25 protein-coding genes are annotated in these 14,787 nt (G+C 59.7%); 11 read left to right on the top strand and 14 right to left on the bottom strand.

The window, feature by feature from the left end; all coding sequences use genetic code 11:
• From C266_RS14355 to C266_RS14365, 3 genes are all read right to left on the bottom strand, one after another.
• Window positions 1-414 (bottom strand): hypothetical protein (locus tag C266_RS14355; RefSeq protein ID WP_010805972.1); only part of this gene is annotated, 414 nt, incomplete at its 3' end.
• A 610-nt stretch (window positions 415-1,024) separates the two neighbouring features.
• Complete coding sequence (locus C266_RS14360) at window positions 1,025-1,606, bottom strand: phage tail protein (protein ID WP_010805973.1); 582 nt, start codon at window positions 1,604-1,606, stop codon at window positions 1,025-1,027.
• A gap of 7 nt (window positions 1,607-1,613) precedes the next feature.
• Window positions 1,614-1,895 (bottom strand): hypothetical protein, encoded by a 282-nt coding sequence (locus tag C266_RS14365; RefSeq protein ID WP_010805974.1) that lies wholly within the window; start codon window positions 1,893-1,895, stop codon window positions 1,614-1,616.
• A gap of 115 nt (window positions 1,896-2,010) precedes the next feature.
• Between C266_RS14365 and C266_RS14370 the strand changes: the two genes are divergently transcribed.
• Together C266_RS14370 and C266_RS14375 are read left to right on the top strand one after the other, a co-directional pair.
• A complete protein-coding gene (locus C266_RS14370; RefSeq protein ID WP_010805975.1) occupies window positions 2,011-2,238 on the top strand; it encodes a type II toxin-antitoxin system HicA family toxin in 228 nt (75 codons plus the stop codon).
• 62 nt (window positions 2,239-2,300) lie between these two features.
• Entirely contained in the window at window positions 2,301-2,720 is a 420-nt protein-coding gene (locus C266_RS14375; protein WP_010805976.1) for a type II toxin-antitoxin system HicB family antitoxin, read from the top strand.
• A 99-nt stretch (window positions 2,721-2,819) separates the two neighbouring features.
• Here the strand turns inward: C266_RS14375 and C266_RS26270 are convergent, their stop codons facing one another.
• The 11 genes from C266_RS26270 to C266_RS14425 form a co-directional block, all read right to left on the bottom strand.
• Window positions 2,820-3,215, bottom strand: a complete 396-nt coding sequence (locus tag C266_RS26270) for a hypothetical protein (RefSeq protein WP_010805977.1) — start codon at window positions 3,213-3,215, stop codon at window positions 2,820-2,822.
• A 41-nt stretch (window positions 3,216-3,256) separates the two neighbouring features.
• Window positions 3,257-3,673, bottom strand: coding sequence for a nuclease domain-containing protein (locus C266_RS14385; protein WP_036663132.1), 417 nt, complete (start codon window positions 3,671-3,673; stop codon window positions 3,257-3,259).
• Window positions 3,673-3,981 (bottom strand): DUF3310 domain-containing protein, encoded by a 309-nt coding sequence (locus C266_RS14390; RefSeq protein ID WP_010805979.1) that lies wholly within the window; start codon window positions 3,979-3,981, stop codon window positions 3,673-3,675. Before C266_RS14390 ends, C266_RS14385 begins: the two co-directional genes overlap by 1 nt.
• Complete coding sequence (locus C266_RS14395) at window positions 3,978-4,295, bottom strand: hypothetical protein (RefSeq protein ID WP_010805980.1); 318 nt, start codon at window positions 4,293-4,295, stop codon at window positions 3,978-3,980. Before C266_RS14395 ends, C266_RS14390 begins: the two co-directional genes overlap by 4 nt.
• The gene (locus C266_RS14400; RefSeq protein ID WP_246831193.1) at window positions 4,292-4,738 is read right to left on the bottom strand and encodes a DUF1064 domain-containing protein; all 447 of its coding nucleotides are present in this window, start codon (window positions 4,736-4,738) and stop codon (window positions 4,292-4,294) included. The genes C266_RS14395 and C266_RS14400 overlap by 4 nt, the downstream gene beginning before the upstream one ends.
• Before the next feature lie 211 nt (window positions 4,739-4,949).
• Window positions 4,950-5,606, bottom strand: a complete 657-nt coding sequence (locus tag C266_RS14405; protein WP_010805982.1) for a DUF6475 domain-containing protein — start codon at window positions 5,604-5,606, stop codon at window positions 4,950-4,952.
• Window positions 5,606-6,424 carry a helix-turn-helix domain-containing protein gene (locus tag C266_RS26275; RefSeq protein WP_010805983.1) on the bottom strand — a complete coding sequence of 273 codons (819 nt, stop codon included), beginning with the start codon at window positions 6,422-6,424 and terminating at the stop codon, window positions 5,606-5,608. Before C266_RS26275 ends, C266_RS14405 begins: the two co-directional genes overlap by 1 nt.
• Entirely contained in the window at window positions 6,421-7,080 is a 660-nt protein-coding gene (locus C266_RS14415; protein WP_010805984.1) for a phage antirepressor KilAC domain-containing protein, read from the bottom strand. The genes C266_RS26275 and C266_RS14415 overlap by 4 nt, the downstream gene beginning before the upstream one ends.
• Window positions 7,077-7,325, bottom strand: a complete 249-nt coding sequence (locus C266_RS14420) for a hypothetical protein (protein ID WP_010805985.1) — start codon at window positions 7,323-7,325, stop codon at window positions 7,077-7,079. The genes C266_RS14415 and C266_RS14420 overlap by 4 nt, the downstream gene beginning before the upstream one ends.
• Before the next feature lie 9 nt (window positions 7,326-7,334).
• Window positions 7,335-7,526 carry a hypothetical protein gene (locus tag C266_RS27480; RefSeq protein WP_144265835.1) on the bottom strand — a complete coding sequence of 64 codons (192 nt, stop codon included), beginning with the start codon at window positions 7,524-7,526 and terminating at the stop codon, window positions 7,335-7,337.
• The gene (locus tag C266_RS14425; protein WP_010805986.1) at window positions 7,523-7,918 is read right to left on the bottom strand and encodes a hypothetical protein; all 396 of its coding nucleotides are present in this window, start codon (window positions 7,916-7,918) and stop codon (window positions 7,523-7,525) included. The genes C266_RS27480 and C266_RS14425 overlap by 4 nt, the downstream gene beginning before the upstream one ends.
• A 170-nt stretch (window positions 7,919-8,088) precedes the next feature.
• Here C266_RS14425 and C266_RS14430 point away from each other — a divergent pair, with 170 nt between their 5' ends.
• From C266_RS14430 to C266_RS14475, 9 genes are all read left to right on the top strand, one after another.
• Window positions 8,089-8,364: a hypothetical protein gene (locus tag C266_RS14430; protein ID WP_010805987.1), complete on the top strand. Its 276-nt coding sequence runs from the start codon at window positions 8,089-8,091 to the stop codon at window positions 8,362-8,364.
• Window positions 8,365-8,929: 565 nt separating this feature from the next.
• Window positions 8,930-9,613 (top strand): LexA family transcriptional regulator, encoded by a 684-nt coding sequence (locus C266_RS14440; RefSeq protein ID WP_010805988.1) that lies wholly within the window; start codon window positions 8,930-8,932, stop codon window positions 9,611-9,613.
• A gap of 13 nt (window positions 9,614-9,626) precedes the next feature.
• Window positions 9,627-10,379: a hypothetical protein gene (locus C266_RS14445; RefSeq protein WP_010805989.1), complete on the top strand. Its 753-nt coding sequence runs from the start codon at window positions 9,627-9,629 to the stop codon at window positions 10,377-10,379.
• 464 nt (window positions 10,380-10,843) lie between these two features.
• The gene (locus C266_RS14450; protein WP_010805990.1) at window positions 10,844-11,107 is read left to right on the top strand and encodes a hypothetical protein; all 264 of its coding nucleotides are present in this window, start codon (window positions 10,844-10,846) and stop codon (window positions 11,105-11,107) included.
• A gap of 431 nt (window positions 11,108-11,538) precedes the next feature.
• Window positions 11,539-11,787, top strand: a complete 249-nt coding sequence (locus C266_RS14455) for a hypothetical protein (protein WP_010805991.1) — start codon at window positions 11,539-11,541, stop codon at window positions 11,785-11,787.
• A gap of 265 nt (window positions 11,788-12,052) precedes the next feature.
• Entirely contained in the window at window positions 12,053-12,277 is a 225-nt protein-coding gene (locus C266_RS14460) for a hypothetical protein (protein ID WP_010805992.1), read from the top strand.
• Between the two features lie 37 nt (window positions 12,278-12,314).
• The gene (locus tag C266_RS14465; protein ID WP_010805993.1) at window positions 12,315-13,226 is read left to right on the top strand and encodes a recombination-associated protein RdgC; all 912 of its coding nucleotides are present in this window, start codon (window positions 12,315-12,317) and stop codon (window positions 13,224-13,226) included.
• Window positions 13,227-13,654: 428 nt separating this feature from the next.
• Complete coding sequence (locus C266_RS14470) at window positions 13,655-14,227, top strand: hypothetical protein (protein ID WP_210400016.1); 573 nt, start codon at window positions 13,655-13,657, stop codon at window positions 14,225-14,227.
• On the top strand, window positions 14,196-14,735 hold the full coding sequence (locus C266_RS14475) for a hypothetical protein (RefSeq protein WP_010805995.1): 540 nt from the start codon (window positions 14,196-14,198) through the stop codon (window positions 14,733-14,735). Before C266_RS14470 ends, C266_RS14475 begins: the two co-directional genes overlap by 32 nt.
• Window positions 14,736-14,787: the final 52 nt, after the last annotated feature.

Below are 14,787 nucleotides of genomic sequence, written 5' to 3' on the forward strand. Positions count from 1 at the left end.
GAAGAGGATTGCTGTTGCGGTATCCAGCTCGACGAGAGAGCCAGACTTTCGTTCGTACTCGAGCTGAGCCATCAACCCGAGATAGTTTTCCTTGAAGCAGCGCGCCTCATCAAAGTTGAGTAGCTCAACGTTGCCTGAGAGGATCCGATTCGCCGCGTCGCCGGCACTCTCGCCGGCTTCAAGTGTTACCTCGGCGGCCGCCTGGGTAACAGTCTTTCGTTTGTTACCCTTTGGGGCTTGGGTAACAGTTTGGGTAACAGCCGGAATCCCGTCACGGCGATATCTTTTCAGAAGGGCGTTCGACTGGTCGACGTCGATGTCATCGCCCGCAAACACAAGCCAGCCGCGCTCCTTCCACTTCGTGACCGTCTTTCGACTGACCCCGTGGAGTGACGCGAACTCGCTTTGATTCATGTATGGATCTGTTACCTGTTACCCAAATTTCAAAACTCAGCGCTGGTCGAAATTCGCGAGTCTTCGCTCCCGCCCCACACGTCTCCGGGATAAGGACCCGTGACATTTTTGACCGCTGACCGGGATGTCTGGCGCCTAGCCGGTCGGCATGTAGAGCAGGTCATGGGGCCACCTTTCACGCATGCACTAACAGTCCGCACGCACTCGACCCCGCACCGACAACACATTCCACACTGGACGACTCGCCGGGCGTTCGCGATGTTTCGGCTCCGCGTCGACGGAATGAGGTTTGCACGACGGTTATCTAGTGAGTTGTGATTGTCATGATCCACATCAAGCGGATTCGACGCATCCAGTCCCGCCACAACCCGATGCATACGCAATGTCACGCACCGGCCACCAACACGCACGTTTCGAACGGCATAGACGTTGTTTCTGCTGCCGTTGGGTTTCGCCTTCCATCGCCATTGCGATAGATAGTCGAGCATGTCGTCATCAACTATCGCGTAGGCATGCGGCCCAACCGCGTACTTCCCCGTCAACTTGATCTGCGCCATCGCGTAAAGAGAAAGGTGCCCAGTTTTGCACCTCGGAATAATTGTTGGTCGGTTCAACGTCGGCGGCTGGCCGCGAAGGCCAGTTCGTGCCTGAGAATCTGCGGGAACTTCTGCCGGATCTTCGCCATGACGGCTTTCTCGACGGCATCATTTGCGAGCGACTGCGGAATCGACGGCCCGAATAGCTCTTTGATCGGCAAGCCCGATCGCATGACCTTGCCGTTGCGCACCACCTTCTTGTGCCCCTTGCCAGTCCGCTCGAACACGCCTCGGTGCCCGTTGGGCATACTCGCAATGAACGCGTGTTTCAAGACCTTACGACCCGACTTGACCTGCACGCTCACACCGCCGCCACCTTGGCGCGCGCCGTAGTTGATCAAGCCGATCGGCCGCCCAGTCGCCTTGAGTGTGACAACCAAGTTGCCGGCAGAGGCGCGCTTTATGGCAAACGATTTCTTTATCGCGCTCGCCTTGATGTTGTAGCCGACGGATCGAACCTCTTTCGAGGCCTCGGTTCTTGCCTGATTCGCTGTCTTGTTCAGCGCTCGGACGACGGCCTTCTTCTCTTCACCCAGATACCTTGACAGGTCGGCCGTGATGCCTCTGACATCCGCGCGCACATTCAGACTGAGCATTGCGGTCTCACCCACGTTTCAGCCAAGCGGCCGGGAACACGCCTTCGGCGGGCGCTCGCGCATAAAGCGGGACATCGATGAGGATGCGCGAAGGCGCACCCGGCGGGAATGCAGTTACGGATACCAGCGCGATCGCTCCCTCAGGCAGCAGCGCAGTGTCAGTGGTTGCGGCAGATATAAGGGCGGCGACGCGACGATTCCCGTTATGCCAAATGGCAGAGCGCACAAATGCGATCTCGCCGAGCAAGGCGTCGGCGTCGGCGTCGATGTTCTTTGATGGGCGCGCCATGTGGACTCAGAAAATTAAAAGCCCGCACCAGAAACGGCTGCGGGCAATGCCGCTCTTTCCGAGCGGCGAGGAGACAACCCAAAAGTAAGCAAAAATATTTACCAAACATCTTGCCATGGTAAGCATTTTTGTTTACTATAAATCCATCGAAACAAACAACGGAGGTGCGGTGAAGCAGAAAGAGTTCGTCCGGTGGCTTGCTGAACAAGGAGCGACTTTCAAGGATGGCGGCAACCACTTGAAGGTCTACCTGAACGGCAAGCAATCGGTGGTCCCGAGACACGCTACTGAACTGAAGAAAGGAACAGTCCAAGCGATCAAACGGCAACTGAACCTAAAATGAGGATCGCCCCGAAAGGGGCTTTCCTCGCGCCTGCTCACCGCACACGAAACTGAGGAACTGCTATGAAATATCCTGCCAAGTTCGAACCCGACCATGAAGCTGGAGGCTTTGTCGTCACGTTCCGCGACATCCCCGAGGCAATCACACAGGGGGACACCGAGGAAGAAGCCGCCGCGATGGCGGCCGATGCACTACTGGCCGCGATGGATTTTTACTTTGATGACAAACGCGAGGTTCCGCCGCCGTCTGCGGCGCGTAAGGGCGAACATCTGGTATCGCTTCCGGCAAGCGTTTCGGCCAAGGTGTTACTACTCAATGAAATGCTTAGGCAGAACGTTGGGCCGACCGAACTAGCACGTCGGCTCGATACAACGAAGCAAGAGGTCAACCGTATCGTCACGCTCTCACATGCGACGAAGATCGATCGCATCGAGGAAGCTCTTGCTGCACTAGATAAACGACTCGAGTTAATCGTGGCCTAAAAACGCAAAAAGCCCGCTGAATGGCGGGCTTTTCATTTTCTCTGGACGAGCTTGGCTTGCGAAGAATATTAGACCAACTTTTTTGCCCGCGCAAGGCCTTTATGCGATGAGTTCTGTTTTCATAACTCCGCGCCGCTCCAGCATTGGTAGAAGTGCCGTCTTGGCTGCCTGATAGTCGTGGTGCGGAGTCACCGATCGAACACTGCGCCAAACGCTCGCACCGCACTCCTTGTTTCGCATGCTGACCGAGATCGCTGCACGCTGCTCAATGGGAAGCTGGTCAATGCACAACTGCACCTGCTCAGACTCCCGGTCGTCAGCCCACTGGCAGGCATCGCCAGCATCGTCATCGCCCTCCGGGGTGACATACCCACGGCAGGTCATATCAGTGGGCCGGTAGAAATGCGAAAGCGTTTCCGCGTGCGACTGGCGGATCTGCCAGCGATACCAACTCCGTAGCAATTGCTCGATCTGGTCAGATTGATCTCTCGTCATCTCTCGCCCTTCTAAGTCTATAAGAATCGTCGCCTCTTGGCCTATACCGCGAGCTTGGCGTCGCGGATTGGCTCCCACACCCTATAAGCCTCGCGCCATACCGAGAATTTCGTATCTCGATGCGCGGGGCCTTGGTCGAGCCAAGCGTGACAAGCCATACAGCCCGGCACCGTGAATTTGTCATGTGCCTTGATGCCAATGCCCTTGCCGTGCTGCTGCTCGTTCGAATGACATGGCACAACGGTCTCAGTTGTCGAGAGGCACACATCCGGCACGGCCAGATAGCAATGCTCACCACGGCACGCAGCAAGCATTTTCTTGTCCGTTCCAACCCTGGCCTTCGTTCGCTTGCGAGCGAACGTCGAGCCCTTCAACACCGCCCTGCCGCTGAATGGGCTGAGGGTCAACGCGGCCTTCCGCTTGAACCCTGCGCGGGCCATCGGCTTCTTCCGCTGCATCATTCCGAACGCTCCCGCCTCTCAATCTCGCGCCGGATATACCAATCGGCCTTTTTCAGGTCCTCAATCGCATCGTTCTTGAGATCTGCGCGCCAGATGTATTTGACGGCGTTGCCGAGGTTGAACCCCATATGCTCGGTGATCGTGATGCACTCGACACCGCTCGGGTGCTGGGTGTAATGCGAAGGGCGATTCACTGAATCCGATTCGTCGGCTTGTGCGTCAGCCTCGACGGCGAAAGCGGCAAGGAATGCATGCTTCATCTTTTCAAAGCCAGCCCTGATATCCTCAATTGCCCTCGGGTTCATCGAATCTCCTCGCAGAGTTGCTGATGGGAACGCGCGTACCGGTCATATGTATTCATGGGCGTCCAGCAGGGCCTGTACGGCCCCGTTGCCTTCGTCGGCACACAGGTGTAGTCCGGCCGCCGTGCCGCACGTTTCGTCATCGCCAGGCGGAATCTGCGTTTCTCGTTGAGAGTCTCCATATCCAGCAAACCCTCGCCGACCAGCAGCAAGCAGGTCTCACGAGTCCCGCGCTGTGCATACCCCGTGAGTGAGGACAGCGTTTCTACGCAGTACCAGACACCTCGATCCATGCACTCAAGAATGTCGTGCTTCATTTGATCTCCACGATGCTCAAACCCTTCAATGCCATCAGGTGACGCTTGATCCGGTATTCCGCCGTGATCACCCCCTTCACGTCTTCAATCACGGTTTCATCGCCACGCTCATACACAAAGTCAGCGACGTAACGGAGTGGAGGGGCTTTCCGTCCATTGACCACAACTCCAGGGGCCAGCACGTAGACCACCTGCCGCTCCAGCGCGCAAATCTCTCCTTGCTGCTGCATGACCAGCAGTTGTGACCATCGGCGCGCCTCCGCCCGGCTATCGAACTTGATTCCATCAACTTCGCACTTTTTGTTGCTGTACTTCGAGCGCTTCTCTTCGACCATGCCGAGGATCGGGTAAGCCAGCGGCACGGAAACTGGTGACGCCAGCGCAGCAGCGGTGGCGCCAACCTGTTCGCGAATCCGCGCAGTGCCAACTAGGCCATTGCTCACGGCGCTCTCGGGAAACGTCAGGCCCTTCCGGCTCACTTGCCCTTCCTCCGTACGTGTTCGATGTATGCCCTCAATTCCTTTTCCTGCCGATCCGCTACCGCCTCTCCGCAGCGACGCCGCACTGCCGCGAGATAGGCCCGAGCCACATTGCCGTGCCCTGCGAGCGCCGCCCTTGCCGCTTCCTCGAAGCGCCGCCAGCAATCGCCTTGAGTCACGCAATCAGCCTCAAAGGTTCGCTCGGGTGCGCAAGCTGTGGCATGTCGGCGCCGGTTACCCGCGTGTATCCCACCAGCGGCGTATCGCTGCCACCAGCCACAATCGCGCGGGCCGCGTCAGCGTTGCCGATCAGAACTGGCCCCTGCGACTGCAATCCCGCCCGCGTGTTCGTGGTCTCAGCGATACCAATCAGCAGCGGCGGGTACTCCGGCACTTGGCTTCGCCCGCGATAACCGCGATACCGGTTCACGAACTCGTTCTTCAGGAACGGCCATTCCGATTCGTCTTTCGTCCCGAGTGAGACCCAACCGCCCATTTCGAACACAACGCGGTGAATCAGCGCGTCATCGAACGCCACCGAGACATAGGTGCCCACCTCACGCACGGCCTTGTCGACCTTATGCCAAGCCAGCAGCGCGGAGTCCTGCGTCGAGCCTTGGAGCATCTTCACTACGTCCGCAGGCTTCGGAAGGAACTGCCCCGAATCGGGATTTGCAGCGTGGCGCCCCATCGCCGACTCGACGGCCGCCAAGTCGAACTGCTGCATGGCCTGCCACCACACAAGCCCGACGAAATCGGAGAAGTCGCTCTTGTAAAACGCGTACACGTCGGCGATCAGACCGAAGAACCGAACCTTGTCGTTTTGCGTCATCACATCCCTCCAGTCGCTGCGGCCAGTCGCTCAGCAACTGCCCGGTTGCGTTGCTCAAGCTGTTCCTGCTTGTTCAGGCCCGCGCCGGTCCCGCTTGCAGCGGCGGCGGCACCTTCGTTTGCCAGCCACTTCGCCTTGAACCCTGCCCAGCCAGCCTCAACAGCGTGCGTCACGGCAGCGGTTACCGTAATGCCTGCCTTATCCGCCTCGCGCTTCACAGCGGCCCATGCTGTCGGCGTGAGCGCCGTTTGCTTTTTGCCCTTGCGCACAGCCATCCAGTCTTTGGCGATCTGGCGGGGAATGCCCTCATCCACGAGGTCCTTGATCGTGAGAGGCTTGCCATCGTCCTCAGCCGAATCGGCGGACGAAACACCAGCGGCGGCATCGCCGTCGCCTATGACGGTTCCCTTACGGTTAACTGATGGTTCTTTACGGTTAGTCGGCACCTCGTTCGGGGGTCCCCCGAATCCCGTGCGGGGGTCCCCCGAATCTCCTGCGGGGGTGGGGTGAATCTGCTTCGCCGGTGCATTTCCTTCGGGGTGCATTTCCTTCGGGGGTGAATACGCTGCGGGGGTTAGCGTGTAGCTCGTGTGACGGCCGTTCGCACGATTGGCGGCAACGACCTTCGCGCTCTCGAGCCACTTGATTGCGTTCTGGACCGCGCGATCCGACGCACAGACCCGGCGAGCGATCGTTGCGATCGACGGCCAGCACACGCCCTGGTCATTCGCGTTGTCGGCCAGCGAGATCAGGACTGCCTTCTGAGCGATGCTCATGCCTTCGAGCGGCCAGCATTGGGACATGATGATGGTGCTCATGCGACTGCTGTCTCCTTGCCGTACCTGCGCTGCAGGAAGACCTGCCCCTTGCCCGTGATGAGCGTTTTGAACGTCGGATGCACCTCTTGGGCAGAATCACGCCAGACGCTCTCAATCACGCGGAAATAGCCCCGGTCGATGTATGTCTGGTAGGGCAGATTCCCCTCCATCAGCAGATGGTCTGAGCGCAGCATGCGAAAAAACGTGTTCTGGCCGTAGCCGAGCGCGCGTGCAAAATCCCCGACGCTCACGGCATCAGCGGTGTTGCGCACAGCCTGGGCGAATTCGACAGCCGGGCGCTGTTGCTCGAGAAGCTCTGCCTGATTGGCGGCCAGGCGCAGCGCTTCCACGAAGGTTCGCGGCACCTGCGGAGCGGCGGCGCGCGCTTCGAGTTCCTGCCACCGGTCGACTAAGCGCGCACAGAACTCCGGCGACAACTGGGCGACGATCACGAAGCTGTCGCGCTTGCCGATCAGGTACTCGGTCACCGGGCGCCCGGCCGTGGCCTTTTCCTGCGTCGCAGGAGAAGCAATCACTCCGCGCGCAACCAAGCGCTCGATCGTCACCTTGACATTGTCATGACGCGACTCAACCAGATCTGCGATTTCCCGGCTCGACATCGCCGGTTCGCCAGCGAGAAAAAGCAGATCAGTCATGATTGAGCCTCATACGGGATGGGGAGACGGACGCTGACCGGAATTGACGCCATCAGGCGGCGCGCGCCGGCAAAATCACCGTTGATGCGCGCCAGTTCCGAGGCGTAGCGTTCTTGCCACAACTCGTGAGCCTTCGAGTCACAGGGATAAGGGTTCTGGGGATCCGGCGAGCGGCCGGCCTGTTTGTGGATGGCGGCCTCGCGGGCCTGCGCAGCGATGGCGTCTTTCGAAACGAAAATGTCCATGGGCGGGAATCAATGTTTGGTGTTGGTTTCCGACTGGCCGAGGACGTAACCGGTGATCGCAAACGCCGCTTCAAGCTCGGGATCGCCCAATACCTGATCCACCAGCGCCTTCTGCAATGCCACCATGTCGTTCGTCCCGGCTATTTCCGCTGCACGCCGTGCGGCTTCCCTTGCTCTGCTGAGCGCTTCTGCATAGGTCATGCAGCCCTCGCCGCGATCACCTCTTCCATGATCGTCAGCATCGCTTTGCGCATCAGGTATTGCGACACAGCACGATTGCCAACCACGCGCTCGAACTCGTCGATCTTCTCGGCAGGCAAGTCACGGCGGCGGTTGCCTTTCGAATCGACGGCGTCCTTCGCCAGGTAATCGGAGACGTGCGGTGCGTAAAGCGCGCAGGCAACGCCGAGGAAACGCTGCGTCATGCCCTGATTCGCCCGCGACTCCCACGCCAAGCGCACGGCGTCGCGATAGCTCTCGCATGCCTCAAGTGCAGCGGTAGGGACGAACGTCTTTGCCGGGCGGGAAAAATCGAGTTCGATCCGGCCAAGTCCATGGCCAGCGCAGGTTTCAAGGTTTTCTTGTTGTTGCATGCATTGCTCCCTCATAGGGACATTTCATCGGATTACCGGTTGAATTACCGGTTGGCTACCGGCGAAAATTTTTTCGTCAACCACCACCAACTGAGTACAAAGAATGAGCACTCACCGTCATGCGAGAATGGTGTTTCCACACAACCAGTTCACTCAATCTAGGAGTGCTCATGAACGAACAGGACTTCAAGAACGCTGTCCAAAAATCAGAGTCCGAAGCGGACTTTTTGCGGGCCCGATCCGATGCCCTATTCATAGCGCTGAAGGTCGTTGTGCAATCACTTCCGAACCACGGCCAAGTAATGACCGAACTCGAAAACCGACTCAACGATACGAGCGCCAAAACCTTGTATTCAGGGAGCCAATCCGACGCCTACTTGCATGGCTTCGACGCTGCCGTCGAGAGAATTTTCGGATGGCGCGCAGTTCCGCGCGACGCTGGCTAACGATCTCTTCCCAATCACTTCCGGTGGCATTAGCGACCGCCGCCAGCATGTCGCTCTGCCACTCGTTGACACGCTGCGCAGGCAACTGCGTCACCGTCGCGCTGTTGCCTTTCCAAAACAGAGACACGATCCATTTGGTAAGGCTCATTCGCCATCTCCAGAAGCGCCGCCCCCAACACACTCAAGTTTTGCGCCCGCGCTGTCTCTTGCAGCGTCGGCGCTCGGTCGGTGGCGCGGTTTGTCCCCGAGAAGCTCGGGCCAGATCAGGTGCCAGTCGTCCGGATAGAACGTTCGCCGAGATACCTCACCATTACTCGCCTTCTCGATGCCCACGCTGTTTTCGTGATCAGGCTTTCGGCCCCCGTACCCATGACGCCACTGCCGGATCTGGGCATCACTCTTAACGTGGTAGCCCAGCGAACACATGCGCTCACGAAATTGAGCGACGGTTGGTGCCCCGGGCCGAGAGAGGTAAGTGTCTAGGTTCATGGCTACCCATATTAGTAGCATTTGCTACTCGACGCAAGAAGCAAAAGCTACTGTAGCATCCGCTACTATCAGTTCAATGAACGAACTTGAAACCCAACGCTGGCGCATCAAGCGGCTCGAAGATGCGATTGAAAAGGTTGCCGATGGCAACAGGACCGAGTTTGGGCGCCGCTTGGGCTATAAAGACGGGGCGTTCATTCGCCAGTTGCTCGGCGGATCGCGTCCGATTCGCGAGAAGACAGTCAACGCGGTCGAGGCACTCCCGGGGATGAAAGGGTGGTTCTCTCAGAACCGCTCGGCGGTCCCTGAGACTGCCGGCTTTCAGAACGTCGAAATTGTGAAGTCGAGTGGTCGCCGAGTTCCTGTCATCAGCTATGTGCAGGCTGGTCTGATGGTCGAAATCGTCGACCCATTTTCGTTGGGGGGAGGCTTCGAAATTGTTGAGGTATCGATTCCCTGCTCTTCACGAACGTTCGCGCTTCGAATTCGAGGCAACTCGATGGAGCCACGGTTCTACGAGGGTGATCTCGCGATCATCGATCCAGAGTTGAGTCCTAAACCAGGTCAATTTGTGGTCGCGAAAAACACGAGCGAAGAAGCGACATTCAAAAAATATCGGCCCCGGGGGATGGACGAAAGAGGGAACGATGTCTTTGAGCTAGTTCCGCTGAATGAGGACTACCCCACGCTTCATAGCGAACGTGATCACCTGCATATCATCGGCGTTTGTATCGAGCGCCGAGAGAACATGCTGAAGTAATAAGAGGCACACAATGGCTGCGAAATTCAATATGGCCGCACTGGGGTTAACCCTTTTCGCTCTGATCCAGTCCGCCCAAGCAGATTCTGGCCCTTTTGCGCTGTTGGCTGCACCTGCAAGCGTCGACGCGGCCTGCGACCACCTCTTGGGTATCAAATGCATTCGGACCGCCGAAGAAGCGAAACCAGAGAATTTGGGAACGGGGGCCCTCTCCATGAGGAAGATGGACTACTCATTTTTCGACCAGAGCGATACGCCTGCGGTGAGGGGGTTCTTGCTGCTAAGCCAGAAAATGAGCCCTCAGAATAACCCGTACTATGAAGCGGAAGCCCGCATTTATAAAACTGGCTTTGCCGGCGTGGGTATGACGCAAACGGATCAATATGACAAGGTATTTTGGGATTCGGTAGCTTCCGATGGGATTGGATTTGCCGCACCCGATTCTCAAGATGTAAGTAAATTTGTGGCATTGATGGACCAGCGCATTGCCGCAGCACAAGCCGCAGCCGCTAACAAAGCTCGAGAAGCGGCAGCCGCCGAAGATAAGCGAAAAGCGGAGGAGGCCTACAGGGCGTCACCCGCCTTCGCCGCCGAACAGCGGCGCCGATCAGTCGAGTCATGCAAGCGCACAATTGCCTCAGCTCGGCAGGCAATAGCCAGAGACGATAAGGTCGCCCGAATCTCGGGATATGAAAACAAAGTGCTCCGTGAACAAGCGGCCATCGCGATCGTAAATTGCCAGGAGTTCATCGCGCAATCCAGATAGTCTCAAGAGCCACTGCTTCCATGCATCACGCAAACCCGCTTCGGCGGGTTTTTTTGTTGCCCGCGAATCACCCCATCAATGAGTAGCAAATGCTACTTGCGCTTACGAGTAGCGTTTGCTACTATCGATTCAACGCAGCGACTTGTTGCCCGCCCGACCTCTCGGGTGCTCTCTAAAAATTCGACGGATAAAAGGTGTCACGCGGCCATAGCGCCGCCATGCGCACACATCTCCCACACGCGTGGATGAGTCGGTTGGAAACGCGGAAATGGTTGGTCGGCTGGCCCGACTGGCTTCCGCAGTTCATCGCGGCGCCCACTCATCGTGTCGATGGCGAGGTAATCGGCACAAAACGCAGGAGACCCCGGAGCCGGCTTGGCCGGGTGTAGCCGGGGCACTGCGTGAGCTGTACATGAGGCGGCTTTCTTCCGAGAGCCGCGCCATATACACGAGGAGGTTTGACGATGCGAATCAACGTCTATAGCCAGGAACTGACTGACGAGGTTGTTTTGGTGGAGAAGCCGAGCAACACCGGCATCACTTACAGCGCGGTGCAGTTCATTCTGCATTCGAGCGACAAGCTGCACCATCCGCCCCTTGACGACGACCGAAGCGCCGTGACGTTCTGGCTCCCCAAATCGGTGAAACGCCGCGAGCGGCTTGCGCAGGCGTTCGAGCGCATGGCCGACATGGTACGCAAGGCACCGCGTGAAACCGGACTCGACTAGCTGCCATCGCCCGCTTCGGCGGCCACCTTCAAGAGAGCAGACCCGCGTCGGCGCGGCGACGTTAAATAGCCCGTATCCCTCTTCCCCCGATCTGATCAGGATCTCGGGTCTGCTCTCTTGAGGGTGAATGCGCAGGCTGATGTGCACGAGTGGGGGAATTGGAATACCCCGGTCCCGGCCCGCGAAAGTGGATAGGAGAATCGGAGACCCGTCGCCGAATCAACGGCGGCTGCGCGCACGACGCGGCGAAAGCGTTGCGGGTTCAAGTCCCGCCTCTTGAAGTTCGTGCAATGCCGGACGCAGTACAGCACCGGTCACCCTCACCGCAGCAGAGCGAGCCTGACCGCTCACAGGCCCATGGCGGACATGGTTGAAGCCGCATCGCCCCGGTGTTCTGCCGGGGCTTCCCTTCCCTATTTCGAGGTTTCCCCATGAGGCTCGTCGCACTCGCGGCTTTGCTCGCCCTTCTCTCTGCCTGCACCGATTCCGATACGGCGCGACGGGCTCTTGTGGGCGCCGGATACACGGACGTGCACATCGACGGCTACAGCTTCTACGGCTGCGGCGATAACGATGACTATTCGACCGCATTCACCGCCAGGGGCCCTACCGGCGTATTGGTCTCCGGCGCTGTCTGCTCAAGCTTCCTGACCAAGGCCGCAACCATTCGATTCAACTGAGGAGGACAGCATGTTCGCAACTGAGATTCGTCAGTACCAGACTGGCTGGCACGATGCCATGCTCGGCCGCCCCTGCCGCTCCACCGCGCTCGCGTATCGCTCCGGGTACCGCGACGCACGTAAGTGAGCCGCCCATGTTCGATCGCATCCTGATTTGGACCGTCAACGGCGCCGACAAGTGGATTCGCACTCATCAGACGGCCGCCTGGACGATCTGGGGCGTTCTCCTCATCGCCTGCCTCCACGTGAGGTGGAAAGCCGGTGTATGACGACTGCCGCAAAACGGGCGGCAGCGCAGCGCGCTTGGAAGGCTCTGCGCCCGCTCATGAATCACCAGCCGTCGCGGCTTCCTCCCCGTCCCGGATCACCGCGTGTCCGCGAGGAGTTCGAAGCCAAGCAGGCATGCCGGGACGCCCTCGAAAAGCATGCACCCATCCTGATCGCCGCGCTCGCTTTCTACATCAAGACCATCACTCAAAGCGACGAGTGAGCGCCGCCCACTCCACGCCAACGCAAGGAAACTGCCCATGTGGTTCCGCAACCTCCAGATTTACCGAATCTCCGATTGGACTCTCAGCCCTGCGAGCCTTATTGAACGCCTCGGCAAGCAGGCTTTCCGAAAGCCAACTTCGATGGAGATGCACACGGCCGGTTGGGCCTCGCCACGCGAAGACGGCGAAATCGCCCACATCGTGAATCGCCAGATACTGATGACCCTACGAGCAGAGAAAAAGCTGCTGCCGGCCTCGGTCATCAATCAGGTAACACGCGCCAGGGCAGCAGCACTTGAAGAACAGCAAGGCTTCAAGCCAGGGCGCAAGCAGATGCGTGAACTCAGGGAACAGGCCACCGACGAGTTGCTGCCGAAAGCGTTCGATATTCGGCGTGACACACGCCTCTGGATTGACCCGGTGAATCGCTGGCTCGTGATCGACGCGGCGGCCACCGCGAAGGCACACGACGTCATCGCCCTGCTGCTGAAAACGATCGATATCGGCATCGCGCAGGTGCAACTGAACGAAGCGCCGGTTGCCGTCATGACGTCGTGGCTCGCAGGCAATGACGCACCGGCGGGATTCACTGTCGACCAAGACGTCGAGTTGCGCTCGAACTCCGATGAGAAGGCCGCTGTGCGCTACGTGCGCCTTCCGCTCGACGGTGACGATATCCGCCGCCACATCCAATCGGGCAAGCGCTCCACGCGCCTCGCGATGACGTGGAATGACCGCATCTCGTTCGTGCTGACCGACGCGTTCGTGATCAAGCGCGTGACGCCGCTCGACATCATCAAGGACGCTGCCGACCCGACGGCCGAAGGCGAAGCTGAAAAGTTCGACGCGGACTTTGTGCTGATGGCCGGCGAACTGTCTCGCCTGATCACTGATCTGATCGAGGCCGTCGGCGGCGAACGGCCGGACGATCGGCCGTTGCTCGGCTGACGGTCGTGTCGACACGCACCTTGGCGGCCATGCTCGCCCTCGCCGCGACGATCACGGCCGTATGCCTTTCAGTTCTGTCGGGAATGCAACGTGGCGGCCTGCCCGCCGAGCGGGCACTGTGGGTTGCTGTCGGGGTTGTCCTGGTCATAGCTGCGCATCTGCTGCCCGCCCTATGCCGACCGCATGCCCGGCCCGTCCGGGCGGCTGGCGCCGTGATTTGGTTCGGGTGCATCGCGGCCACCTGCTACGGGCATGCCGTGTTCTTCCTAACCTCCGCGCGGCATGCCGGCGAACTACGCGCGGCAGCGGTGCCGGTCGTAACTCCGCAGGGGCGCGACTTGACCGCGATTGCACGTGACCGGGCGGACGCGGTAGCGCGACTGGCCCGTGCTAACGCCAGACGGTGCGCCGAGCCCTGCCTCAGCCTTATGGCGGAACGCACGGCACTGGCTGCCAAGCTGGACGCGATCGGCGTAGAGCAGGCCGAAGCCGCTCGGCACCGGTCGCAGCAAGACCGCGCAGTGGCAGCCCGCGACGCCGCTCAGGCTGATCCGGTTACCGGGCCGTCGGCCGCCATCGGATGGTCAGCCAGTCGCGCCGACCTGCTCGCCGGACTCGCTTTCGCGCTGGTACTGGAGGCAGTTGCGTGCTTTGCGTGGTTGCTCGCGCTCCGCCCTGCCGTCGTGACCGATGCGGCCGAAACACCCGCCCACCAAGGGAGTAACGGGGTAACGGTCGTGCCAGTAACGCCAGTCACGCCGCCGAGTCACGACAAGATGCAAGCCGCGACCACCTCGCCAGAACCCATGACGGTGCCAACGGAAGTGGGCCGAGTCCTTGAGGCAGTCGCCGCCGGCGAACTGCGACCGACCGTCACCGAAATCCGCAAATACCTGGGCTGCTCCCAGACCCGCGCGACGATCGTGAGGCGATCAGTCGAGGCGGCCATGGATCTAAAGGAGAGTATCCGTGCGAATCCCCCTTCCGGCATTCATTGTTGACGCCATCGTCCGGCGCGCCCAGCGCGCGCCCTACTTCGATCTCACGGGTTACATGGACCGGTGGTGGCTCAAAAAGCCGCGCGGTCACGATGCCACCGCTGCCGAGGACGGCCGACGCGACACCAGTTGGGGCGCGCGAGTTCATCGCACGATCCGCAGCGATGCCGGTCGCGATCTGCACGACCACCCTTGGTGGAATGTCTCGATCGTCCTGCGCGGCGGGTACTGGGAAATCATGCCTACCGAGCAAAGTCAGCCGGCGCGGCTCGACTCTCAGCCCGAAACGTCCCTACTTCGCGGATACCGACGCGTGTGGCGAGGCCCCGGTGCGATCGTATTCCGCCGCGCAACTGACCGGCATCGTCTCGAAATCCCCGAAGGCAAGGAAGCATGGTCCCTTTTCATCATGGGGCCGTGGCAGCGCAACTGGGGCTTCCATACGCCTCGTGGCTGGATTCCCTGGCGCGAGTACGTCAAGCAGCCAACCGGCGAGCAGCACCCTGCATAACTTCCCCTGTACTTTGGGCCGCTCACACAGGGCCCGTCTTTTCTTCCGGCTA

Source organism: Pandoraea sp. SD6-2 (genome assembly GCF_000389825.1).
Taxonomy (GTDB): domain Bacteria; phylum Pseudomonadota; class Gammaproteobacteria; order Burkholderiales; family Burkholderiaceae; genus Pandoraea; species Pandoraea communis.